We start from the raw sequence: 23,970 nt of genomic DNA, 5'->3' as shown, positions 1-23,970 counted from the left end.
ATTGAGCTTCTTATGACAGTGGAGTATACTATAACTATATAAAAGTAAGTTGAGTCTCATGACAAATGAGATTGTAATAGACTGGAGGGAAAACAATGATTACGATTACTGAACTGGCTGTAGAGAAAATCAACGAAATGCTTACGGAAGAAAATAATCCGGACCTGTTTTTGCGTGTAGGTGTAAAAGAAGGCGGCTGCAGTGGATTCTCATATGGAATGGGCTTCGATGATGAGCAGTACGAGAATGACACGATTCTTGAGGTTCATGGATTAAAGGTAGCAGTTGATGAAGACAGCGCTAAATACCTTCGTGGTCTTATTATTGATTACAAGGAATCCGCAATGTCTGGCGGCTTCACGATCGAAAATCCAAATGCAACGGCTACATGTGGCTGCGGCTCCAGCTTCCGAACTGCTACTGAAGCGGGCAACCCTGCTGCTGATCCTTGCTAAGGCATACAACAACAGGCCAAGTATGAAACATTCCATATTAAGCACATCACTTATAATAGTGGTGTGCTTTTTTTGTTGTATGACAAAAGTTATTTACATAAAATAGCTATTCTAAATGTTATGGCTCATGTATGATAAAATCATACACTTATTTGCTTTCGGGAGGTCCTATGCAGGTAGAAATTATGAGAGTATCTGCTTTTATGTATGAGCAGCGCTACATGGAATATGTGCTTGATCGATATATGCAGCTTGAAATGCCTTACCCGTTTTCAGTCTCACTTGGTTATCTTGCCAGTCCGGTATTAATGAATGAAGAAATCTTTTTGGCACTGGATGATGATCATGACATTGTAGGCTGCTTAAGTCTGATTCGCGGAACCGCCGAGTACAATTACGAGAATCGTGAGGTCGTGCAGCTACAGGTGGTCTATATTGAGCCACAATATCGTGCATCGAGACTATTTCTTCAGCTATTGCAGCTTATGACGCAATGCTTGCGATATTTGGAGGAGCCCGTTGCAGAAATCCAATTTTGGACAAAAGCTGATGAAAGGCTGCTCGCTCTGATAACGAAACGGATAAAGGTGCAACCGCAGCTGCATCAATCGGTCTATGGTCCGCTTCACTCCTATGTGCTTCCGTATGAGAAGCTGGAGAAGTACGTATCAGCTTTTCCACAGGTCAACTATTTTTAAAGGGGAGAAAACAGCATGTGGAGTGTGGTTAAAGCCATATTGTCATACCTAAGACCTTATAAGCTATTATTTGTTTTGTTTCTATTATTATTTGGGCTAGATTTAATATTTGTATCGATTGCGCCGTTAAGCTTTAACTTTCTAATTGATTATGCTGTCACACCTAAAAATATGGAGCTGTTCATGCTTATCATAGGGACCATACTGCTTTTAGGAATCGTGTGCACGATTGCAGGCATTTTTGCAGATCGTTTGCTTTCTCGTTTGAACGCGCTTGTTGAGCAGGACTTGCGTCATCGTCTGTTTTCCAAGCTCCAACAGCTTCATATAAGCTACTATCAGGGTAAACGTACAGGCGATAGTGTCGCTTTGTTTTCCAGTGACATCCCGGCTATTAGTTCTACGATGAGCGCATTGCTCTCAACAGGCATTCAGTCAGTAGTTGTTGTCATTATAAGCATGAGCGTTTTGCTTTACTTGGAATGGAGTATGGCGCTGGTCATTATCGCAGGAGCTTCACTCATTTTTGTTGGACCGATGCTGATGAGCAAGCGCGCCAATCAAAGCTACGAGAGCTATAAGGCACATAAAGCACAGCTGAACAGCGAGGTAACGGAAAACGTAAAGGCACAAAAAATTATAAAAAGCTTTAATTTGCAACAGGTTATGCTGCAGCGCTTCCAGGATCGAACGAAGCAGCTTTTCGTTAGCAGCTACAAGCTGAATCTGGTAAATGCAGCGCTTGGAAGAATCCCAATGATCAGCCTGCTGTTCGTTAATTTGGCAATTATGACTTTCGGTTCTTATCTCGCGTTAATCGAACGGATTACAATAGGTGAACTGATCGCTTTTTACACGATGTATATGTCGATGGGCAATTCTGTCTACTCCCTGACCTTTATTATTCCGTCGTTGACTGATGCGAAGGTTAGCATGGAGCGTTTGCAGGCTGCTTTTCAGGCAGCTAGTGAATACGAGCATGATCATAAGAAGGAAGCGACAGCAGATGCCTTGAGCGGGCAGCAGTCAGGCAAAGTTGCCGAGCCATTTAACATCCAATATGATCGTGTAAGCTTTGGCTATGAGCCTGACAAGCCGGTGCTGGACAATATTCAGCTCACAATTCCATATGGCGCCAATGTTGCCTTCGTAGGCAGCAGCGGCTCAGGTAAAAGCTCGATGATACAGCTTCTGCTAGGGCTGTATCAGCCGCAGGAAGGGAGCTTGCTCATTAACGGCTCCTCGCTCAATCAGAGCAATATAGCATCCTATCGAGAGAGGCTGGCTGTCGTATTTCAGGATAACTTCATGTTTCAGGGGACCATTCGAGAAAACCTGGCCATGAGCAAGCTGGATGCAACGGATGAGGAGATCAAGCTAGCTGCGAAGCAGGCAGAAATTCACGATTATATTATGTCACTGCCGCAAGGCTACAACACAATAGTCGAGGATGAAGGAAGCAATTTTTCCGGTGGACAGCGGCAACGGCTAGCCATTGCTAGAGCACTCGTGAGGAAGCCGCAATTACTCGTATTGGACGAAGCAACTTCAGCGCTTGATCCCGCAACTGAGTCCGCATTGAATGCAACGATTAAAAAGCTCGCAAAAGAGCGCACCATCGTGTCGGTTACACATCGTTTAGCGACCGTAGATGATGCAGATCTTATTTGCGTTTTTCATCAAGGTAAAATTGTGGAGCAGGGCAAACATGGTGAACTGCTCGACAAACAGGGACAGTATCATTATTTGTGGGAGAAGCAGACGGGCTTTACGTTGTCTGAAGAAGGCGACGATGTTCAGATTGACGCGGCACGTCTATCCAAGCTCACATTCTTTAAGCAGGTGTCTGACGAAGTCTTGGAAGATATAAGCATGTTGTTCAATACGGAAAAGTTTGAGCAAGGTTCGACTATTATTCAAGAAGGCGATCGTGGGGAAAAGTTCTACATTTTAATTCGCGGCAAGGTAGAGGTATTAAAGGATATGACGGATGAGCATGGGCAAGTAAGGCAGCAACCGATTGCCGTGCTGGAGGACGGCGATCATTTCGGTGAGATCGCATTGCTGCAAAATGTTCCTCGTACTGCAACGATTAAAACGATCACCTCTTGCGTTGTCATCTCGCTGCAGCGCAAGCTGCTGCAGCATATGCTGTCCAAGCATCCCGAGATTAATGATTATGTGCGCAAGGTGCTTCTGGAAAGATTGGGCTAAGGAGGATATACATGTACTGTTATTCCAAAATCGCGGATACGGATGAGATGAAAGCTGCCTTTTCTTCATTTTTTATAAAACATAGAGAGCAATTTTCCAAGGATATGATATTGGATGCCGCACTTATTCATTTACTGTCCTATATCGAGCGCTCTTCTATCGTTCTAAGCTACGATGAGAAAGATCAGCTTATCGCTGCGGCAAATTACTGGACCATTTCCTCAAGTGATGATGTGACGTATGATCCTGAGGGCAAGATCATGTTTATTAGCTCCAGTCTTATAGTCGAGCATGAACGGAGCTCGAGAGTGTTCATGCACGGATTTCGCGATATGATCAATCATGTTCATAGCAGCAATCCGGCTATACATACTGTTGTGTTTACAGCAAGAGCTGATCATGACTATTTGAACAAGCTTTACTCCAAATTTGCCCGATTTGCAAAGCAGGTTGAAGGCTTGCACGGCAACGAAAATCTATATGAGACAGATTTGATCGCATTAATGAACTTTCTTAATCGTTTAAAATCTAAAAAAATGTAAGATTGGTTACAGATTTTTTAGCAAGTTTGCTATATACTTCTAATTAAGAGATGGCGGTAAAAGAGGAGGTGCTGATATGTACCCAGCTAAACCAGACGTTAAAGAGGTTAAAAAAGGAAGCGGCTTTGGCAAATTGTCCATGATTCCAGTGGAACTGTTGAAGCAACAAGAAGCATTGCGCATTGTACCTGTTAAGTAATAGTTGCTAGGCAGATTGATAGACCCGTTTATACTTTTTAAATGAATAGGGAGGTGCTGTAATGTATCCAGCTAGCCCAAGTATTAAAAACAATAGTGGCAAGGGTAGTGTTAAGATCGAGAAATTGTCCATGATTCCAGTGGAATTGTTAAAACAACAAGAAGCATTGCGTATTGTACCTGTAAAATAATGACGAGTACAAAGCACACTTGGCTTATTATTCAGCCAAGTGTGCTTTTTTGTTAACAGTATGAGAGCAGCAGTTCTGAAAAAAGGCCGAGCATCCATCATGCTCGGCAAGTCCGCAATGAACGAGGGAGTGATGCGTGTGTATTGCGTTTAAATCAGGACGGGTACAGCCAGTCTTGCTTGCAGCTGCTGCTGAACAGCTGACAACTGCTCCTTGCTTGGAGGCTTAATGTGATCAAGCTCGTAGGGAAGTCCAAGCTGCGTCCACTTGAATTTCCCCATTTCATGATAGGGCAGCAGTTCAACCCTCTCTACCGTTGGCAGTGTGTTGATCACGGCTGCCAGCTTTTCCATATCCGCGCACGCGTTCGTTAGCTCTGGAATAACGACATGTCTGATCCACAGCTTCATGCCATAATCGGTTGCATAACGCGCCAGACGTAGAATACGTTCATTGGATTGCGTTGTGAGCGCGATATGCTTCTGCTCGTCAATCATTTTCAAGTCAAGCAAGATAAGATCTATGGCATCTAGCAGTGACGTTGATTGCAAATGCGAAGGCTCACAGAAGCCTGACGAATCCATCGCAATGTGGAGCTTATGTCTCCGCTTGAGCTCACGAGCCAACGCTGCTAAAAAGGGGGCCTGGAGGGAGGGCTCGCCACCTGAAAAGGTAACGCCGCCACCAGAAGCCTTGTAATAAGGTATATAGGGCTCAATCTCCGCGATAACCTCATCCACCGTCATCACTTTTCCAGTCGCAGTATCCCAAGTGTCAGGGTTATGACAGAACTTGCAGCGCAAGGCGCAGCCTTGCATAAACAACACAAATCGGATACCAGGACCATCAACGGTGCCGAACGTTTCGAAGGAGTGAATACGTCCTTTCATGTGCATATCACGCTTGATTTGAGCTTGAAGCTCAAGAGAAGGCATTACATGTCACCATGGAATGTACGACTGATCACTTCAAGCTGCTGCTCCTTCGTCAGCTTGATGAAGTTAACTGCGTAACCCGATACGCGTACGGTTAACTGAGGATACAGCTCCGGATGATCCATTGCATCCTCAAGCGTTTCACGGTCGAATACGTTGACGTTCAGGTGATGCGCTTTTTGTCCCATATACGTATCGAGTAGTGATGTCAGATTGCTGCGCTGAGCCTCAGAGTCCTTGCCAAGTGCTCTGCCTACAATGGAAAAGGTGTTGCTAATACCATCAAGTGCTTGCTCATAGGGCAGCTTCGCAACACTTGCCAGAGAAGCCAGCGCGCCTTTACGATCCCGTCCATGCATCGGGTTAGCTCCCGGAGCGAATGGTTCGCCGGCCTTGCGTCCATCAGGAGTTGTTCCTGTTTTTTTGCCATATACGACATTGGAGGTAATCGTAAGCACGGATTGTGTTGCTATCGAATCGCGATACGTAGGATGCTGCTTCAGCTTGCTCATGAATCGCTCAACGAGCTCAACTGCAAGCTCATCGACACAATTGTCGTTATTGCCGTACTGCGGAAAGTTGCCTTCGATTCGGAAGTCAATCGCGATTCCTTGTTCATTTCGAATCGGGTATACCTTCGCATATTTAATCGCACTCAAACTATCTGCAACAACGGACAAGCCAGCGATTCCGCATGCCATCGTGCGTAAAATGTCTCGATCATGCAAGGCGAATTCCAATCGCTCATAGCAGTATTTGTCATGCATGTAATGAATCACGTTAAGGGTATTAATGTACAGTCCTGAGAGCCAATCCAGCACTTGCTCGTAGTTGTGCATCACTTGCTCGTAATCTAGTACATCGCCCGTTAGTGCTGGCAGCTGATGAGGATAAACCTGCAAGCCCATTTTTTCATCCTTGCCGCCATTGATTGCATACAGCAGCGCTTTTGCCAAATTGGCGCGAGCTCCGAAAAATTGCATCTGCTTGCCAATTCTCATAGCAGATACACAACACGCAATTCCATAGTCATCGCCGTATACAGGACGCATCAGATCATCATTCTCATATTGAATGGAGCTAGTCTCAATTGATACCTTGGCACAATATTTCTTGAACGCCTCTGGCAGCTGGTTGGACCAGAGCACAGTTAAGTTCGGCTCAGGAGATGGACCTAGCGTGTATAGCGTATGAAGGATGCGGAACGACGATTTTGTAACCATCGGTGTACCATCACTCGTTACACCGGCAATTGATTCTGTAACCCAAGTCGGATCGCCAGAAAACAGCTCATTGTAATCAGGTGTGCGTAGAAACTTAACGATGCGAAGCTTCATCACAAAGTGATCCATAAGCTCCTGTGCCTGCTCCTCGGTTAAGGTCCCTTCAGCAAGGTCACGTTCGATATAGATATCAAGGAAAGTAGATACGCGTCCAAGACTCATCGCTGCTCCATTTTGCTCCTTGACTGCTGCCAGGTAAGCAAAGTACAGCCATTGAATCGCTTCCTGTGCGGTTTCCGCAGGTCTGCCAATATCGTAGCCGTAGGAGGCAGCCATTGCTTTCAGCTCCTGCAGGGCGCGTATTTGCTCAGCGTGCTCCTCACGTTCACGAATAACGTCATCGCTCATCGCAGCAAGATCGGTTAGCGCTTTATCAGCTTGCTTCTTCTCAATCAAGCGATCAACCCCATACAAGGCAACGCGGCGATAATCGCCAATAATGCGTCCTCGGCCGTAGGCATCAGGCAGTCCCGTAATGATGCCGGTTTTCCGTGCGAGTCTCATTTCAGGCGTGTAGGCATCGAAGACGCCTTGGTTATGCGTTTTGCGAATTTCAGTGAATGTATCGATCAGTTCCTGCGGCAGCTCGTATCCGTAGGCTTTGCAGGCGTCGATAACCATCTTAATTCCGCCAAATGGCTGGACGGAGCGTTTGAATGGCTGATCGGTTTGCAGGCCAACAATCGTTTCAAGCTCCTTGTCGATATAGCCAGGGGCATGTGAAATAATGGTGGAAGGCTTAGTAGTATCAACATCCCATACGCCACCACGCTCACGTTCCTCACGGGAAAGTCGGCTTATATGCTCCCATAATGCAGCGGTTGCTTGTGTGGCTGGAGCCAAAAAGCTTTCATCACCTGAGTATGAACTCATATTTTGTACAATAAAGTCCCGAACATTAATTTCTGTCTGCCAGACACCCTCATTGAATTTACGGTAAGCAGCTGCTTTAACGGACTCTGCGGTTTTCATTGTTGATTCCTCCTCAAATGTGTTGATCAATTATAGAAAGTTGCCATAATAGGCTTGACGGTACAGTTCTGCCAGCTCCGAGACGAGTGGCAATCTCGGATTGTAATTCGTATATTGATCCTCGAACGCGCGCTCCGCCAAGTAATTAACTTTAGATTCAAACGATGCTGATGGGATGCCAGCCTCCTGGAAGCTCTCGGCAAGGCCAAGCGTGCGATTGATTTGACGGATCGAGGAGATCAGGCTGGTTACACCCTCGCTTGTCGAGTTTGCTGGTAATCCAGCAAGTCTGGCAATTTCGGCATAGCGCACATCGGCTTGGAAATGCTTATAGTTCGGGAAATTTTGAAACTTCGTAGGTCGAGAGGCGTTGTAGCGTATAACATGCGGCAGTAAAATCGCATTAGCTCGACCGTGTGGCATGCCGAATTCTGCACTGAATTTGTGAGACAAGCTGTGACAGACGCCAAGAAATGCGTTGGAAAACGCCATTCCGGCAATCGTTGATGCGTGATGCATTTTTTCCCGTGCTGTTGGATCACCTGTTGCAAACGACTTTTCGAGGTTTTCCAGAACGAGTTGAATCGCTTTGATCGCCAAGCCATCACTGAAATCATTGGCCATTATGGACACGTACGATTCAATCGCATGCGTCAGCACATCCATTCCAGTATCGGCGATGACAGCAGGCGTCAGGCTAGCTGTATATTCAGAGTCGATGATCGCTACATCAGGTGTCAGCTCATAGTCGGCTAACGGGTATTTCGATTGACCTTTGGTTGTATCTGTAATCGTTGCGAATGAAGTGACCTCTGAGCCTGTGCCTGACGTTGTTGGAATCGCAACAAGCTTGGCGCGTTTGCCTAAATGCGGATATTTGTATACTCGGTTTCGAATATTCATGAATTTCATCTTAATGGTATGAAAGTCCGTGTCCGGGCTTTCATAGAACAACCACATCGCTTTAGCAGCATCGATGGCAGAACCGCCGCCAAGAGCAACGATGCAGTCCGGCTGGAAGGCATGCATTCGATTCGTACCACTCATGACCAGGTCGATTGTAGGCTCCTGTGCAACCTCTGAGAAAACCTCTACCTGAACAGGCTCTGCTCGTTTGCGCAGGTAGTATTGAACCTTGTCGACGTAGCCAAGCTGCTCCATATTGTGATCCGTTACAATCATTACTCTGCTGATATCAGGCATTTTGCTTAAATACTGTGTAGCACCTGCTGCAAAATACAGCTTTGGCGGGATTTTGAACCATTGCATATCTACGCTTCGATTTGAAATTTTTTTCAAGCGAAGCAGCTCCATATTGGTATGCTGCTGATGTCCAGAGGATTGATAACCCATGTCTTGAAATGGCAATTGTTCTTTATCCTTGAAGCTTAACGAGCCTTCAATGGCAGGAGCATTTACGATGATACGATTGACGATGAGCCTATCACTGAAGCGGGAGCTTACTTCTGCATCCTGACAGTGTATGACGACAGAATGCTTTGCTTGACCAAGCTCTAGCAGCTGGTCAGCAAGCTCCAGCGCGCGTTCAACATGCTCTGCCCTATAAAGCGACAGGATTGGGCAAGGCTTAATGAATGATAACGGCTCATGCACGCCGATGCTGCTAAGCGGAGCAATGAGTAGTTTCGTGTCAGCAGGGATTGAAAGTTCTGCTGCTGACGCCAGCTCATAGGCGGATTTTCCGATATAGCTGTGACGCAGTGCGCCCGTTTCGGTAAACAGCTGCTTGCTAAGCTGTGCGCATTGTGCTGCATCGAGCACATAACAGCCAAGAACGGAAAGCATTCGTAATGCTTGATCATACAGCTCTTGATGAATGATCAGCCCCTGCTCAGACGTAAACATCATGCCGTTGTCAAAATTTTTAGATAATATGATGTCAGTGATTGCCTGCTTAAGATCAGCTGATTGATCGATATAGCATGGTGTGTTGCCGTAAGCTACACTTAAGGTAGCCTTAGCAAACTGCTTGGCAGCCTTGGCAGCTGCTTCATCTCCGCTCGTAAGCACGGCTGCAACAGCTGGATTGGAAATGAGCGAGGTCATCTCAGAATAGGTGAGGTGATCGAGCCATTGCAGGCAGTATTCTGGTGCTCCAGCCAATATCGCAGCATCATGCATCGTCTGTACAGCTTCTATGCTGCATCGAGTGGATTCCTTATGAAAAATAAAAAGAATAGGATTGCGTGTTTTTACAGCGATTAATGATTGAAACAAAATCGTAGCAACAGGTGAAGTATCGGTTACAATCGAGACTACGGGACCTATCGGCTCTGCAATGAGCTTGTAGCCCTCGTAATGGTTGTTTTCAATTTCTCCTGCGGTTTTTACATACTTGATGGCGTGAAACACACTTTCCGTCGCATGCATATTCAATATAATTTTGTCTTCGAATATTCCGCGTCTCGTTTCCTCTAATTCCAGCTTAGCCAGCTCCATATGTCGCTGAATGCCTGCAAGCGTCATATTTTGCACGATTGCATCGATGCTTGCCTGATCCATTTGCGCATATTGCCTGGCAGCTAGCTGTGCATGAGTTAAGCATGATTCCATTTCCTTATTCGGTTGCTGAAGCTTGGATATCGCCATTGTTTTCACTCCTTACTTCATGGCCTATCTTCGATATATGTCTATTGTAGAGCAGCATGGAGAAAAAGGATGTGCTAAAAATCACAAAGTCTATTGTGATGAATACAAAAAAAAGAAGCGCCCTCGATTATTGGAATCGATAAGCACTTCTTGATCTATAGTCTGCATATTTCGTTAGGACAGGTTGGACACATCGGGCAGCCCGCCATATCTTTTAATGCCTGCAAATTAATTACTAATATATAGCCGTCCTCACTGTTTGAGATGACCCCGTCTTTTTTCATGCTGGCTAGCAGGCGGTTCACACCTTCGCGAGTGGTGCCGACCAGCTCAGCCAGCTCATTATTCGTTAATTTAATATTAATGCGAATATGTTCCTGCTCTCGTATGCCAAAGCTGTTGCATAGACGGATTAGCGTAGAAGCAAGAGCACCATTCTTACCGCCCATAAGCAGATCACGAAGCTTTGATTCAGTTTTGCGCTGAATCAATCCCATCCACATCGCGTAGCGATAAGAAAAATCACCATGTTTGCACATTAGCATTTCTAGCTGCAGCCGTGGAATGACACCGACCTCTACCTCGTCTATTGTCTCAGCTGTATAGCGATGAGTGGTATCCCAAGTATCGATGTCGGCAATCATATCATCAGGCTGCAGGATGGAAAGAAGCAGATCCTTGCCGTCAGACGAAGACTTTTTCAATTTGACACGGCCTTTTAATATCCAATAGACTGCGATTGCTTCGTCCCCTTCCCAGAATAAATGAGAATGCGCAGAGTATTTTTTGACATGCATAACCGATGCAAGCAGATCGAGCTGTTCATCCGTAAATACGGTACTTAATGAGCCTGGTCTTTTATTGCTATCTGGCCGCCTAACCTTTGCAGTGTTGGAATCATAATAAATACTCATTGAAGCGTCATCCTTTCCAGTACGGTTTCCTTACTTTCTACTATACGCATTTGGCATATGATTAGATATCGGGAAAAACCCTACATTCTTTTAAGGGCATTCCCTAACATACAGCGTGAAATGAACCTATTATAATAAGGATAATTGAGCTGTACTGTGTTAATGTCAGAAAGGAGCACGCATATGACTCCAGCCAATTCTCACATTGAAGAAAAGCTGAAGCAAATTTTGGATGTGACAGCGAGTGATCTTACGGCGATTGGAGTTGTGGATCCACGAACTAGAAAACTTAGGTGGCAGCTTGTGCTTGGCAGCATAAGCAAACGAACAGAAAAGATCAGACAACACGTGCATGCAGGATTAACGGGCGAAGTAATGCGCATCGGCAGTTTTTTGCAATTTCATGCGACTGCTGATCAAGTCTTTGAAAGCGGAGAGGCGATTATGCTAACTGAAAAGCTGGTGCATGCCGCTGCTTGGCCACTCTATAGGCAGCATGGTCAATACTATGCAGCTATGTTGATCGGCAAGCGAGTGGAAGGCGCTTATCATCCAGGGCAAATTGATGTGGTGACGAAGCTCCTGCGAGAGCTGGAAGCGCAGTCTCTTCATATATAGAATACAGTAACGATAAGCTGCGATATAGCATAGCTTATACAACATACGTGAAAGCCTAGTTTTCGAAGCATTCTTCAACTCTTTTCTTATTATTGCTGTTTTTCGCAATTTGAACCGCTATAATAATAGGAAAGTGAAAGAAGGGATTGTTCCGATGATTAGGCTTCTTATTTGTGACGATCATGCTGTAGTTCGTTCAGGTCTATCCATGCTGTTGAACGGCAAATATCAGATTGAAGTAGTAGGCGAGGCATCGGAAGGAGATGAAGCAATCGCATTAGCTGTCCAGGTGAAGCCTCATGTCGTATTAATGGATTTGAGTATGCCGCACGGCAAAGATGGGTTGACGGCTTCAGCCGAATTGAAGAAGCTGATGCCGGACGTTCAGATATTAATTTTAACGATGCATGATGACGAGCAATATTTGTTCCAAGCTATTAAGGCCGGAGCATCTGGTTATATATTGAAAAATGCGCCGCATGAGGAACTGGTCGGTGCGATTCAGGCTGTTGCAGCAGGCGAGGCTTATTTGTATCCTTCAGCAACGAAAAAGCTAATGAGTCAATTTATGAATCAGCATAGCCATACACCGGCAGATGATGAGATTTTCAATCAGCTGTCTGAGCGCGAGAGGGAAGTTTTGGGTTGGCTTGCCAAGGGTTATGCCAACAAGGAAATCGCCCAGCATTTGTTTATTAGCGTAAAAACAGTGGAAGCACATAAAAGCAACTTGATGGAAAAGCTAGGGTTGAAAACACGTCCGGAATTAATCAAATTCGCATTGCAAAAGGGGCTGTTGCACTTTGAAGATGAATAATAATCGTATTCAGAGGAATCAATTTGAACAAATGGATCTATTGCTCGCTAATTTGGAATTTGGCATGGAGAATAAAGAGCTGTTCGAGCAAACGAAGCAGCGTTTAATTCAGTTGATTGATGTGCAATATGCTTTGAATGTCAGCTCAATTGTTGCCATAACGGATGCAAAGGGAAAAATTCAGCATGTGAATGAAAAATTTGTAGAGATATCCAAATACAGCAAAGACGAGCTAATAGGAAAAGACCATCGTATTATTAATTCAGGCTATCATTCAAAATCGTTTTTTCAGGAGCTGTGGCGTACGATTTCGTCGGGTAAGGTATGGACAGGCGAAATTAAAAATAGGGCAAAGGATGGCTCGTACTACTGGGTAAATACGACGATTGTCCCTTTTTTGGACGAGCAGGATCGCCCCTATCAATATTTGGCGATTCGCAATGAAGTTACGAGTTTGAAGCAAGCTGAGAAAGAGCTCAAGGAAATGATGGTTAAGTTCATGGAGGTCCAGGAGGAGGAACGGAAACGGATCTCTCGTGAGCTGCACGATGGAATTGGTCAAAGCCTGTTTTCCTTTATGATTCAGATTGATCATCTAATTAGCGAGCATCAGGAGCTGTCCTCTCTCCAGCATCTTCGTACACAGGTTTCAGATATGATGCAGGACGTGCGCGGTATGGCTTGGAAGCTTAGACCTTCTGTATTGGATGATCTTGGCGTGGAGCCTGCGATTCGTACTTATATCGAAAATTACAAGGATCATTTTGGCATAACAGTGACGCTTGAAGGAAGCTTCAAACAACGGCTTAGTTCAATGAAGGAAACCGTCATCTATCGAACGATTCAAGAGGCGCTGACTAATATTGCGAAGTATGCAAATGTGGATGAGGCAGTTGTAATGGTGGAGGAGAAGGATGATCAGCTTGTCATCCTGATTATCGATCATGGTGTAGGTTTTGACCGTGGAAAGCTTGGTCGCAGTGGAGTAGGGCTGTTCAGTATGGAGGAGCGGGCACAGAGTGTAGGCGGAAGATTGACGATCAGCTCGGAACCAGGTAAAGGAACGAAGGTCGTGCTCAGCATCCCGAAGGACTAGCAAGTATTAACGCGCACGAAAGCGTCTTATCTTAAGGTAAACGCAACCCGAATGACAAGAACGTCTCGTTACGGAGTAGGCGTGGTTGTCATTTTAATTATCAAGTGAAAAAAATCACGTTATATGTGATAAAAATCACATTCTTTCACTCGTCTAGAAGATATACTTAAGCCATAAAGAACAACAGGGAGTGATCGATATGTTAAAGTTTTGGAGAGAAAATAAATTTGCAGCAGTAGTGGTTGCAATCGTGAGAATTGTACTTGGTTATCAATGGCTAACAAGTGGATGGGGTAAGGTGACAACAGGAACGTTCGATGCTACAGGGTATTTAACGAATGCGATCACGAATCCAGTCGCAAAAGGCGATGAGGTGCTTTACCCGATATACAATGCGTTTATCGAGCACGTGGCCTTGCCGATGGTGGATGTTATTAACGTAATGGTCCCTTGGGGTGAGGTGCTAGTCGGTATTGGATTAATAACAGGAATCTTGACCCTGCCAGCTGTATTTTTCGGGATGCTAATGAACTTCATGTTCATGTTTGCTGGCACGATCAGCACGAATCCGTATATGGTACTGCTTGGATTCATCGTCATGCTTGCTGCAGGCAATGCTGGCAAATTCGGTGGAGATTTCTTCGTTAATCCTTGGCTGAAAGAGAATGTGGGCAAGAAACTAATTGCCAAGTTCAAAAAAGCGTAAGCGATCTGTTGCAAAATATGTAGCAGCGAAAGTTGGTAAACGGCCATCGTCCTCTCGTGACGATGGCCATTTTATGTTTAAGCCAGCTTCCTTTTGTTACTAATGTAGCTGTTACAATTAACAGTTTTTGTATATAATAGTTTTTATTTATTAACGAGTGGGTAACAGCTAAACATGTAATTTTAACGTTAGAATAATCGTATAAGCTAATGTTTAATTTGTCGTTGCGCTCTTCTTGAATGTCATCTCCTAGGAAGGATGTAGTTATGTATCAAGGAAAATTACGCAAAATTACTATGGTATTGTTCGTTCTATATGCTCTATTAGTTGTTTATTTTCTATTCATCGGATTCAATCGAGCATCATCGAATGTAGATCAAGGGATGCGTTATAGTCTAATCCCTAACGGTATACCTTTGAATTTCCCAATGGGGAGAGATTTTAAGCTTTGGTTATTTAATTTAGGGAACTTTATAGCATTTGTACCATTTGGGATTATTGTTCCACTGCTGTTTCGTTGCAGTTTTATTCGATTTATTAGCTTATTTATTGTCAGTATTACAATTTTGGAGACCGTACAAATGGTTACCCGCTTAGGCTCGTTTGATATAGACGATATAATGATTAATACGTTAGGGGCCTCGATTGGATATTGGTCACAGCGAATGGTAAAGCATCACCGTGATCAAGTAAAGGGAATGATAACAATCATCCTAACCGCAATTGTTTTTTCAGTAGGTACGATTACGGTTGTTAGTAGTATGAATCATTATCTAACTAACAAAGGTGGAGAAGTTATAGCGCTAGATGAACTAGCTCTATCGGATGGATCTGTATTATGGGATGAACATCTTTCTGAAATTAAAATAGGTGAAACATTGGTCGAGCTTTTTTTAAATCTTTACAGTAAAAATAACAGACCAACAAATGAATTTACGTATATATTGAATGGGAATTATACCAATATAACAGGTAATGTCGCTATACTCGTTGATGCAGCCGCTCCTGCAAATGATGACAGAATTGATATCATTTTTATTGCAGACGGATCAGAAATTTATGGACTAGGTTATCGGGGAGGAGAATTGACCACCCCAGACTCATTTCAAATCCCGTTACAGGGTGTAAACGAGCTCACCATTAAAATAGTTAACGACAGCACAAATTCATATGTCGTGATGTGGGACCTTGCACTTACAGAAGCAAGTAGGGTGCACAGGGCGATAAACCGAATCAGCTCACTGTTTTAGCTAGTATGATCCGATTCGAACGATAGTTGAGAAGCTAGGCAAGAAGGAATCATTTGATCAAAACAATTTTTGTAGTGATAAAAAGGGGCTTGGGGATCGGAATCTAAAACATGATCCTGCCACCAAGAGGTGATAAGATGCTTAATCGATCATTGTGGTCATTAGGTCTGGCTCTGACCATCATTATGGGCGGAGGTGCGCTAATCCGACTAGCACGAGGAGAAGAGGTATATATCGAGCAATGGATGGGAGCAGCAGCTGGCATTACAGTGCTAATCCTTCAGAGCATGCGCCTAACCCGTTCAACGCATAAACGAGATAATAAACACAACTAGAACAAACCTAAGAAGAAAATAGCGCTGATTAGCCCGAATTAAAGGGCGAAATCAGCGCTATTTCTGTCTAACAAAAAAATAAAGTGAAAAAGTTCACAAAATATGTGAATTTAATCACACTCTTTCTGAGGCATCCGTTATATACTTAAGACATAAAGAACAGGGAGTGATTGATATGTTAAAGTTTTGGAGAGAGAATAAATACGCAGCCATGATCGTCACATTTGTAAGAATCTTTTTAGGCTACCAATGGCTAACGAGCGGTTGGGGTAAAGTAACAACAGGCACATTTGACGCTACAGGCTATCTGACCAATGCCATAACGAATCCTGTAGCAAAAGGCGATGAGGTTCTGTATCCGCTATACAACACATTTATTGAACACTTTGCATTGCCGATGGTCGATGTCATCAATGTACTCGTTCCTTGGGGCGAGCTGCTAATCGGTATCGGATTAATTACAGGGATCTTAACACTGCCAGCTGCATTTTTCGGAATGATGATGAACTTCATGTTTATGTTCGCTGGAACAGTAAGCACGAACCCGTTGCTAGTACTGCTTGGATTTATCGTCTTTCTTGCAGCAGGCAACGCAGGCAAATTCGGTGGAGACTTCTTCCTTAACCCTTGGCTTAAAAAAAATGTATGGCCAAAACTGAAAAAAGAGAAAAAAGAAAGAAACGATGCTGCTGAGCTGAAAACAGCTTAAGGCTCTCATAGAACAAGCAAGCAGCGGCATCCAGGGATTATTACGGGAACCGCTGCTGCTTGAAAATTGGAAATCAAGTGAAAAACAAGGTAAGCTGAACCTAATAACAGAAAGGGGCTATAGGGATATGGCACTTCGCGAATGTATCTTTCACTTCAAATTCATCGATGGACCTCATACAAAAATGCTGCGTGCATTAATATTTTTGCCAGATGATCGTCAGCCGAGCATCAAGGATTTTATTGCAGCGTTCGCACAGCTTGGCTACAATGTGAAGCTGGAAAATGAGCAGGACTTGATTTTTGCACCGACAAACAGCAAGGAAACCTACAAGCTGGACATTACCAAGATCGAGATCAAAGGCGGAGAAGAGCTGCCTCAGCATGATGGCGAGCTGCGTGCGATTATTGAGCATTTGCGTGGAGGCAAATGGTAGGTTTTTGCAACAAAACAAATAGAGCGTCTGGTCATAGGACCAGATGCTCTATTTGTTTTGAAATAGTGATTTTGACCTTTTTCGCATAATTATCAACCTTGTTCAAGAACAACTTCTAACTATTATGAGCATAAGGCATGGTATAGTATATAGATATACTTTTATTCGAGGTGCAGCTATATGTTTTCTTTCCTGCTAAATTGGTATAGAAAAACAACATTTAAGGTTCGAACGATCTTCATAGTTATGCTAAGTGTGATTATTCCGTTTATTTGTATTTGTCTAGCGTCCTTCTTTACAATCAATTCGATATTAGTCAATAAGGTTGAAGGCTCTATACAAAGTAACCTTAGACAGGAAATATTGAATCTTGAAAATAACCTGAACAACCTAAACCATATCTCTCAGCAGCTAGCTTTTGGTGTCAACAATAACAAGCTTCTGGAGCAGTTATATGTAGAACAGGATCCTTTTACAAGGTCTCGTTATCGTAATGATCTTAAGAGTGAGCTGAATGTATTAACGTTTTCCAATCCTAATGTAGGATTAACGTTTTATTATTTTAAAGATCGAAGTGCAGTTGATTTTGAAAATTTCTCTGTTCGAGACGATTTTAGCATTGATGCACTTCCTTTGATGGAGAGTTACCCAGAGATCACCTACTATGGCCCCCACCGAAGCTATAACCGCTCGAATAATCATCTTGTGTTCAGCACGCTACGAAAGGTCAATGTCACGCATGAGGACGTTTATGTTTATATCGAAACCGGATTTAATACAACGACAGCGCTATTTGAACCTCAAGATGAAATTAAAAAGTCGCGGCAAATGCTCATACTAAATAATGAAGGCAAAATTACGTACAGTCAGAACGAAGAAATGTTCCCTGTTAATAGCAGCTTTCCCTTTGTGAGTGATAAAGAGTTTTCAGGTGAATTTGAAAAGGTAATATGGCATCGTGAAATGAGTAATCAGGGTTGGAGCATTGTATCCATTTTTCCACAGGAAGAAATGAATCAAGAAAAAAACCAATGGATCATGCAGCTGATCATTCTATTTTTTGTTTTTGGTATTGCAGCAATTATTATAGGTACGATACTATCGAGAATGGTGTATAAGCCGCTAGAGAAATTTAATGTCGAGTTAAAATCGCTAATCAATTCAAATGCAAAAGGGAATACGGATTTGATTCATATTCCTGAGTTTGACTACCTACTGTTCAAAACTAGAGAAATGAAGAAAAAAATATGGGAGCTTTACGGTGAAATTGAAAATAAAGAAAAACGTAGAGCTGATTTAGAGGTTGAGAAGCTGCTTTATCAGATCAATCCCCATTTCTTAATGAATACGCTTGATACGGTTCATTGGCTTGCTATGATGAATGGTCAAAAAGATATTGATAAGCTCGTACTCTCATTAAACAAGCTTTTGCAGTACAATTTGGGCAAGATGGGGGACGCTACAACCATTGGAGGAGAGATCGAGGCGCTTAAAGAATATATGCAATTGCAAAGAATACGCTATAATTTTCAATTTGATGTAGATATAGACGTAGATGAAGAAGCAATGGCGCTTACAATACCAAGATTCATTCTGCAGCCAGTAGTAGAGAACGCGCTATATCATGGTGTCAGTGATGATGGCTATATTCATGTAAACATCTCACTAGAGAAACACCTGGATATCACAATTCAAGACAATGGATCAGGAATGACAGAGGAGCAGCTATATAATCTGCTGCACAAGGAAACGGTAGATAGCAAGAAGGTAGGCATGGGGATCGGAATGAAATATGTCATTCGAATATTGGAAGCAAATTACGGTGCAGAAGCGACGTTCCAAATCAAGAGCGAAGTAGGCAAAGGGACGATCGTAAAAATGAGTCTGCCAGTTCGTCGAGGGGATCAATCATTATGATAGCTGTACTAATCGTCGATGATGAAAAAATCGTTAGAAAAGGCTTAACCAGCTTTATGCCATGGAGTCAGTTTGGAATGAAGGTGGTGGGCGAGGCCAATAATGGCGAGAACGCGCTTGAGTTTTTAGAATCCAATAAAGTGGACCTCATGTTTACCGATCTGCACATGCCAGTCATGTCTGGTATCGAGCTGATGAGAGAGGTTACGAAGCGATATCCACATATTCAAATTGTTGTGCTGACGCTGCATCAGGATTTTGATTACATCCAGGAGGCGCTCCGCTTAGGTGCAATTGACTATATCGCAAAAACAGAGCTTGATAAAGAGCAGTTCGACGATATTCTTGTACGAATATCGTCTTTGCTTGATATGAAGAAGGTGCGGCTGCTATCTCAGCCTGAGCAAGAGGACCGTATTGATTCAAAGGTTTATGTGGCATACCTTTTATCAACGAATCATGAGTTCACCTTGGAAGCTTCAGAAACGGCAGAAGGGGGAATAGAGCTCGAATCGGGAATCTGGTATTGGAATGATCGCCCTGAACCTCTTGTGGAGGCATTGGCTTATTTTTGTATTGAGGGTACGAGTGGGATGGAGCGCAAAGAGCTGTATAAACTAATACGCAATTACAAACGAAACGGTCTTTTTTATGATTATAATCCTGCAGTTCCGATGAAAACATTGACGTTAGAAGAGCTGGTGAATCGGGTTTCCTATGAGGCCCAAGTCGAAATCACAGCAATTAAGCAGAGCTGGCTTGAATCAGATTGGATATATGATGAGGAGCTTTTCGAGACACGCATGAAGGAGCTCAAAACGATTCAATTGCCTGCCATACGTTTGATGCGTTTGTTTTTCTCGCTTACAGATGAGTGGAATCGCATGTATAACAAAATGCTTGAGCAAGAATTAATGATGGAAGACCATTTTATCACATTTGTACAATTCTCCGAATGGTTGAAGCGAACGAGACAGCTGCTTCGAGATTGTATTGAAAAGCCACAGTTTTCAGTAGAAATTCAAAGCAGTATTACGAAGGCCAAAACTCTAGCGCTGCAAACCTATAAAAACGCAGTAACCGCTGCTGAAATGGCCAAGCATGTAAATATGAGCTTAAGCTATTTCAGTCAATGCTTTAAGCAAATCGTTGGGAAGACGTATACAGATTATTTGAGAGATATTCGAATGGAGCATGCTAAAAACTACTTGATGCATACGAGTAAAACGATCCAGTGGATCGCTGAAGAGGTCGGCTATAACGATGAGAAATATTTCAGTCGACTGTTTAAAGAATATGTAGGGATGCTGCCTAGTGATTACAGGGCTGGACATAAACTAGATCGCGAACGTGATAAATAATATAGGAGGAGCATGTTCGGAAACAGGGTAGATAAATTTCGTACATGCTCTTTTTTTTGCAAAGATAATCCTCCTTTTTAACCTGTTTTCTCTAACGAAAAAAATAACCAAAGCGCGTATTATGAAGATGTAACAAGCACAAGAAAAAAATATTTAGGGGGAAATACCTGTGAAAAAAGGCTTGAAACTTGTCGCACTGAGCCTCGTTGCAGCATTAAGTATTACAGCATGCTCAGGCAATAACAGCAATGGTGGTTCTAACAATGCAGTCAACAATCCCAATGAGGGTAAGGAGAATGCAGCACCAATTGATCCATTTGCTAAATATGAGGAACCTGTTGTTGTTTCGATCGGTCGAGGAATTGATCCATCTTATACCTATGAAGGTAACGACACAGCTGAAAACAATCTCTATACACGTTGGCTTCTTGATGCATACAACATTCAGATTAAACATGAATGGGAAGCAGCAACTGCAGATTATGGACAAAAGGTTAGTCTAGCTATCGGAAGTAATGATTTGCCTGACGCTATGATTGTTGATGAATCACAGCTTAGACAAATGGTGAAAGCCGATCAGCTTGCAGATTTAACAGAAGTTTACGAGAAATACGGGACGGAACGTCTAAAGCAAATCTATGATTCTAACGAAGGTCTTTTGGAAGGTGTAACTTTTGATGGAAAGCTGTATGCGCTGCCAGAAACGACGCTTCCATCTGCACCGCTAACTTGGATTCGCAAAGATTGGCTTGATGAGCTAGGATTGCCTGAACCGAAAACGATTGCAGATTTAGAGGAAGTGGCAAAAGCATTCATCGATAACAAAATGGGCGGAGACAACACTATTGGTATGGTTGGTACGCAGCAGGGCGGCTCATTGTACTCAACGTTCCTGTCTTCTAGCGATCATTTCTTGAATTTCTCTTCTGTATTTTTTGCCAAGGATGCTTACCCGGGCATTTGGGTTAAGGATGAGCAAGGCGAAGCGGTTTACGGTTCTACAACGAACGAAACAAAAGAAGCATTATTGGTATTAAGAGACTGGTATGCTAATGGCATTCTAGACAAAGAGGTTGGAATCAGAAAGAGCTCTAAAGAAGTGCTTACGAGCGGACAAGCGGGTATTTTCTTTGGGCCATGGTGGTCAGCTTATGACTTGATGGATTCCATTAAAAATGATGATCAAGCAAACTGGAGACCATATGCGATTCCAGTAAACGATCAAGGCAAGTTCAACTCTAATCAGGCTACAGGAAGTAACTTTATCGTCGTTAAAAAGTCCTACAAAAACCCTGAAGCTATCATTAAGATGTTGAATATTCACGTAAATGAAAAGCAAGAAAGCTATAAAGAAGCTGTTGGCAAAGAGCTGACTTCTCAGGAAATTCCACTGTTCCTTATTATGGGCCATGGTGATCAGCTAGACTATGCAGTAAACACAACACAAAAAGTGCTTACTGGTGAAATGGCTCTTGAGGATGTTGATAAGCTGAACTACGGTTTTACTTATGAAATTGCTTCTCACGTTAAAAATGTTAAGCTTGAGCCATTTGACAACTATGACATTCAATACTGGGATCAAGAAACAGATGCAGATTTCTTCCCTCACCTTTATGCACATTTGAACGGTGGATCGGTTTTCGTTAATGCAGATGTTAACTGGGTGAAAAGTCTTGTAACTGCTCAAACCAAAACAATGCAAACAAGATGGTCGAATTTGAAAAAGCTTGAGGATGAGACTTTCCTTAAAATCATTATGGGCAGTGCACCAATCGAAGAGTTTGATGCCTTTGTAGAGAAATGGTATCAGCAGGGCGGAGATCAAATTACGAAGGAAGTTAACGAATTACAGTAAAGAAAGATAATCTAGACGAGCATCATTGCTCGTCTAGATTACCCATTAAGGAGACATGGATATGCTGAATCGTAGTGCTTACAAACATTACTACTTAATGCTCCTGCCAGGCTTGTTGTGGCTGTGCTTTTTTAATTTACTACCGATGTACGGCATCGTAATGGCATTTAAGGATTTTAATCCAGGGCTCGGAATTTTCCGCTCGGAATGGATAGGGCTTGAGCATTTCAAATACATGTTTGAGCTTGATGATAGTAGACAAGTATTCAAGAATACGATAGTTATTGCAGTTATGAAAATGGTTGGAAATCTTATCGTACCAATGCTGTTCGCGCTTATGCTTAATGAAGTGAAAAATCGCTTGTTTACGCGATCGGTTCAAACGATCGTATATTTACCGCATTTTCTTTCATGGGTCATTATTGCTGGAATAATGCTCGATATACTTTCTTATTCAGGTCCAGTCAATCAACTGCTTCAAACGGTGTTCAACAAAGATCCGATCTTATTTTTTGCTAATGCAGAGCTGTTCCCTTGGTTAGTTGTGGTCAGTGATGTATGGAAAGAATTTGGCTTTGCAGCCATTATTTATTTTGCGGCACTTACGTCAATCAACCCTGAAATGTACGAAGCAGCAGCTATCGATGGAGCATCCCAATGGAAACGATTGATTCACATCACGCTACCTAGTATTTTGCCAGTTGCAATATTGCTAGGAACATTAAGTCTTGGGAATATTCTAAATGCAGGCTTCGATCAAATATTCAATCTTTACAACCCTTCGGTTTATTCAACAGGAGATATTATTGATACTTGGGTTTACCGTGCTGGACTACTGGATATGCAATATGGATTAGCAACTGCAGTCGGACTCCTAAAATCAGTAGTTGGTCTGATCTTAATTTCAATTTCTTACACATTAGCGTATCGTTTTGCGAACTATAGAATTTTTTAGCAGAGGATGAAGGAAAATGATAGAAGAACGCTCTCTCATATCCAAGTTTTACAATGGACTTAATGTGATTTTGATCGTTGCAATCACATTGCTATGTATATTACCTGTTTGGTATACATTAGTAGTCTCTCTGAGCGATCGAGCAGCAGTAGCAGCTGGAGAGGTGCTGCTGTTTCCTAAAGGCTTTACGCTGTCTTCCTACGAAACCATTATTAATGACGGACAGTTTTTTAGATCGTTTTTCATCTCCGTTCAGCGAGTTATCTACGGAACGATTGTTACCTTTGTTGTTGTATTGTTAATGGCTTATCCTCTGTCTAAAACAAGCAAAGATTTCAAACATCGTAACGTTATTATGTGGCTGTTAATTTTTTGCATGTTATTTAATGGGGGACTCGTTCCCTGGTTTATGACGATGAAATCCCTTGGGCTTATTAATTCAATATGGGGATTGGTTCTTGGAGGCGGTTTGCCTGTCTTCAATGTCATATTGGTGATGAACTTCTTCCGTAACCTGCCTAAGGAGCTGGAGGAATCTGCGTTAATCGACGGAGCAGGACCTTGGCGCATTCTTTTCGGAATCTTTTTACCACTTTCAACACCCGTAATTGCAACAATTTTAGTCTTCACAATTGTTGGGCATTGGAATGAGTTCTTTCAAGCTCTGATTCTCATGACTAAAAATGAAAACTACCCGCTGCAATCGTACATTAGACAGGTAACCGTTACGCTGGATCCTTCCAAGATGGATGCAGAAACGGCTAAGCGTATGACGACTTTATCGAATCAGACATTAAATGCGGCAAAGATTTTTATATCGATGCTTCCGCTGCTTGTCATTTACCCGTTTTTCCAAAAGTACTTCGTAAAAGGAATCACGTTAGGTTCAGTAAAAGGATAATA

Annotated in this window: 23 protein-coding genes; 19 read left to right on the top strand and 4 right to left on the bottom strand. The window is 42.9% G+C overall.

Annotated elements, in window-relative coordinates:
• Positions 1 to 95: 95 nt before the first annotated feature.
• From erpA to ACFP56_RS19150, 6 genes are all read left to right on the top strand, one after another.
• Complete coding sequence (gene erpA / locus ACFP56_RS19175) at positions 96 to 455, top strand: iron-sulfur cluster insertion protein ErpA (RefSeq protein WP_379237607.1); 360 nt, start codon at positions 96 to 98, stop codon at positions 453 to 455.
• Between the two features lie 170 nt (positions 456 to 625).
• Positions 626 to 1,153, top strand: a complete 528-nt coding sequence (locus tag ACFP56_RS19170; protein WP_379237605.1) for a hypothetical protein — start codon at positions 626 to 628, stop codon at positions 1,151 to 1,153.
• Between the two features lie 15 nt (positions 1,154 to 1,168).
• On the top strand, positions 1,169 to 3,367 hold the full coding sequence (locus ACFP56_RS19165; protein WP_379237603.1) for an ATP-binding cassette domain-containing protein: 2,199 nt from the start codon (positions 1,169 to 1,171) through the stop codon (positions 3,365 to 3,367).
• A gap of 11 nt (positions 3,368 to 3,378) precedes the next feature.
• Positions 3,379 to 3,909: a hypothetical protein gene (locus ACFP56_RS19160; protein ID WP_379237601.1), complete on the top strand. Its 531-nt coding sequence runs from the start codon at positions 3,379 to 3,381 to the stop codon at positions 3,907 to 3,909.
• 76 nt (positions 3,910 to 3,985) lie between these two features.
• Positions 3,986 to 4,108 (top strand): hypothetical protein, encoded by a 123-nt coding sequence (locus ACFP56_RS19155; RefSeq protein WP_379237599.1) that lies wholly within the window; start codon positions 3,986 to 3,988, stop codon positions 4,106 to 4,108.
• Between the two features lie 61 nt (positions 4,109 to 4,169).
• Positions 4,170 to 4,298 carry a hypothetical protein gene (locus ACFP56_RS19150; RefSeq protein ID WP_379237597.1) on the top strand — a complete coding sequence of 43 codons (129 nt, stop codon included), beginning with the start codon at positions 4,170 to 4,172 and terminating at the stop codon, positions 4,296 to 4,298.
• Between the two features lie 149 nt (positions 4,299 to 4,447).
• Here ACFP56_RS19150 and pflA read toward each other — a convergent pair whose 3' ends face one another.
• The 4 genes from pflA to ACFP56_RS19130 all read right to left on the bottom strand — a co-directional run bounded on the left by pflA (position 4,448) and on the right by ACFP56_RS19130 (position 11,012).
• On the bottom strand, positions 4,448 to 5,188 hold the full coding sequence (pflA, locus tag ACFP56_RS19145; RefSeq protein WP_379237790.1) for a pyruvate formate-lyase-activating protein: 741 nt from the start codon (positions 5,186 to 5,188) through the stop codon (positions 4,448 to 4,450).
• A 44-nt stretch (positions 5,189 to 5,232) separates the two neighbouring features.
• The gene (gene pflB, locus ACFP56_RS19140) at positions 5,233 to 7,488 is read right to left on the bottom strand and encodes a formate C-acetyltransferase (RefSeq protein WP_379237595.1); all 2,256 of its coding nucleotides are present in this window, start codon (positions 7,486 to 7,488) and stop codon (positions 5,233 to 5,235) included.
• A 30-nt stretch (positions 7,489 to 7,518) separates the two neighbouring features.
• Positions 7,519 to 10,098 carry a bifunctional acetaldehyde-CoA/alcohol dehydrogenase gene (gene adhE / locus ACFP56_RS19135; protein ID WP_379237593.1) on the bottom strand — a complete coding sequence of 860 codons (2,580 nt, stop codon included), beginning with the start codon at positions 10,096 to 10,098 and terminating at the stop codon, positions 7,519 to 7,521.
• Positions 10,099 to 10,253: 155 nt separating this feature from the next.
• Positions 10,254 to 11,012: a Crp/Fnr family transcriptional regulator gene (locus ACFP56_RS19130; protein ID WP_379237591.1), complete on the bottom strand. Its 759-nt coding sequence runs from the start codon at positions 11,010 to 11,012 to the stop codon at positions 10,254 to 10,256.
• 183 nt (positions 11,013 to 11,195) lie between these two features.
• Here ACFP56_RS19130 and ACFP56_RS19125 point away from each other — a divergent pair, with 183 nt between their 5' ends.
• The 13 genes from ACFP56_RS19125 (at position 11,196) to ACFP56_RS19065 (ending at position 23,968) form a co-directional block, all read left to right on the top strand.
• On the top strand, positions 11,196 to 11,630 hold the full coding sequence (locus ACFP56_RS19125) for a hypothetical protein (RefSeq protein WP_379237589.1): 435 nt from the start codon (positions 11,196 to 11,198) through the stop codon (positions 11,628 to 11,630).
• 154 nt (positions 11,631 to 11,784) lie between these two features.
• Positions 11,785 to 12,447 carry a response regulator transcription factor gene (locus ACFP56_RS19120; protein ID WP_379237587.1) on the top strand — a complete coding sequence of 221 codons (663 nt, stop codon included), beginning with the start codon at positions 11,785 to 11,787 and terminating at the stop codon, positions 12,445 to 12,447.
• Positions 12,440 to 13,543, top strand: a complete 1,104-nt coding sequence (locus ACFP56_RS19115; protein WP_379237788.1) for a PAS domain-containing sensor histidine kinase — start codon at positions 12,440 to 12,442, stop codon at positions 13,541 to 13,543. Before ACFP56_RS19120 ends, ACFP56_RS19115 begins: the two co-directional genes overlap by 8 nt.
• Positions 13,544 to 13,742: 199 nt before the next feature.
• The gene (locus tag ACFP56_RS19110) at positions 13,743 to 14,249 is read left to right on the top strand and encodes a DoxX family membrane protein (RefSeq protein WP_379237585.1); all 507 of its coding nucleotides are present in this window, start codon (positions 13,743 to 13,745) and stop codon (positions 14,247 to 14,249) included.
• Between the two features lie 266 nt (positions 14,250 to 14,515).
• Positions 14,516 to 15,499 carry a VanZ family protein gene (locus ACFP56_RS19105; protein ID WP_379237583.1) on the top strand — a complete coding sequence of 328 codons (984 nt, stop codon included), beginning with the start codon at positions 14,516 to 14,518 and terminating at the stop codon, positions 15,497 to 15,499.
• A 137-nt stretch (positions 15,500 to 15,636) separates the two neighbouring features.
• A complete protein-coding gene (locus ACFP56_RS19100; protein ID WP_379237581.1) occupies positions 15,637 to 15,834 on the top strand; it encodes a hypothetical protein in 198 nt (65 codons plus the stop codon).
• A gap of 175 nt (positions 15,835 to 16,009) precedes the next feature.
• Positions 16,010 to 16,543, top strand: a complete 534-nt coding sequence (locus ACFP56_RS19095) for a DoxX family membrane protein (protein WP_379237579.1) — start codon at positions 16,010 to 16,012, stop codon at positions 16,541 to 16,543.
• Between the two features lie 127 nt (positions 16,544 to 16,670).
• Positions 16,671 to 16,979 (top strand): hypothetical protein, encoded by a 309-nt coding sequence (locus tag ACFP56_RS19090; protein WP_379237577.1) that lies wholly within the window; start codon positions 16,671 to 16,673, stop codon positions 16,977 to 16,979.
• A 180-nt stretch (positions 16,980 to 17,159) separates the two neighbouring features.
• On the top strand, positions 17,160 to 18,896 hold the full coding sequence (locus ACFP56_RS19085; RefSeq protein WP_379237575.1) for a sensor histidine kinase: 1,737 nt from the start codon (positions 17,160 to 17,162) through the stop codon (positions 18,894 to 18,896).
• Positions 18,893 to 20,257, top strand: a complete 1,365-nt coding sequence (locus ACFP56_RS19080) for a response regulator (protein WP_379237573.1) — start codon at positions 18,893 to 18,895, stop codon at positions 20,255 to 20,257. The genes ACFP56_RS19085 and ACFP56_RS19080 overlap by 4 nt, the downstream gene beginning before the upstream one ends.
• A gap of 169 nt (positions 20,258 to 20,426) precedes the next feature.
• Entirely contained in the window at positions 20,427 to 22,112 is a 1,686-nt protein-coding gene (locus ACFP56_RS19075) for a sugar ABC transporter substrate-binding protein (RefSeq protein WP_379237571.1), read from the top strand.
• Between the two features lie 61 nt (positions 22,113 to 22,173).
• Positions 22,174 to 23,067, top strand: coding sequence for an ABC transporter permease (locus tag ACFP56_RS19070; protein WP_379237569.1), 894 nt, complete (start codon positions 22,174 to 22,176; stop codon positions 23,065 to 23,067).
• A gap of 16 nt (positions 23,068 to 23,083) precedes the next feature.
• Positions 23,084 to 23,968, top strand: a complete 885-nt coding sequence (locus ACFP56_RS19065; RefSeq protein WP_379237567.1) for a carbohydrate ABC transporter permease — start codon at positions 23,084 to 23,086, stop codon at positions 23,966 to 23,968.
• Positions 23,969 to 23,970 lie beyond the last annotated feature (2 nt).

It is taken from the genome of Paenibacillus septentrionalis, assembly GCF_042659865.1.
In the GTDB taxonomy this organism is placed as follows: Bacteria; Bacillota; Bacilli; order Paenibacillales; family Paenibacillaceae; genus Pristimantibacillus; species Pristimantibacillus septentrionalis.
Note: the sequence above shows the minus strand (reverse complement) of the source record. Positions and strands in the feature narration are given on the sequence as shown.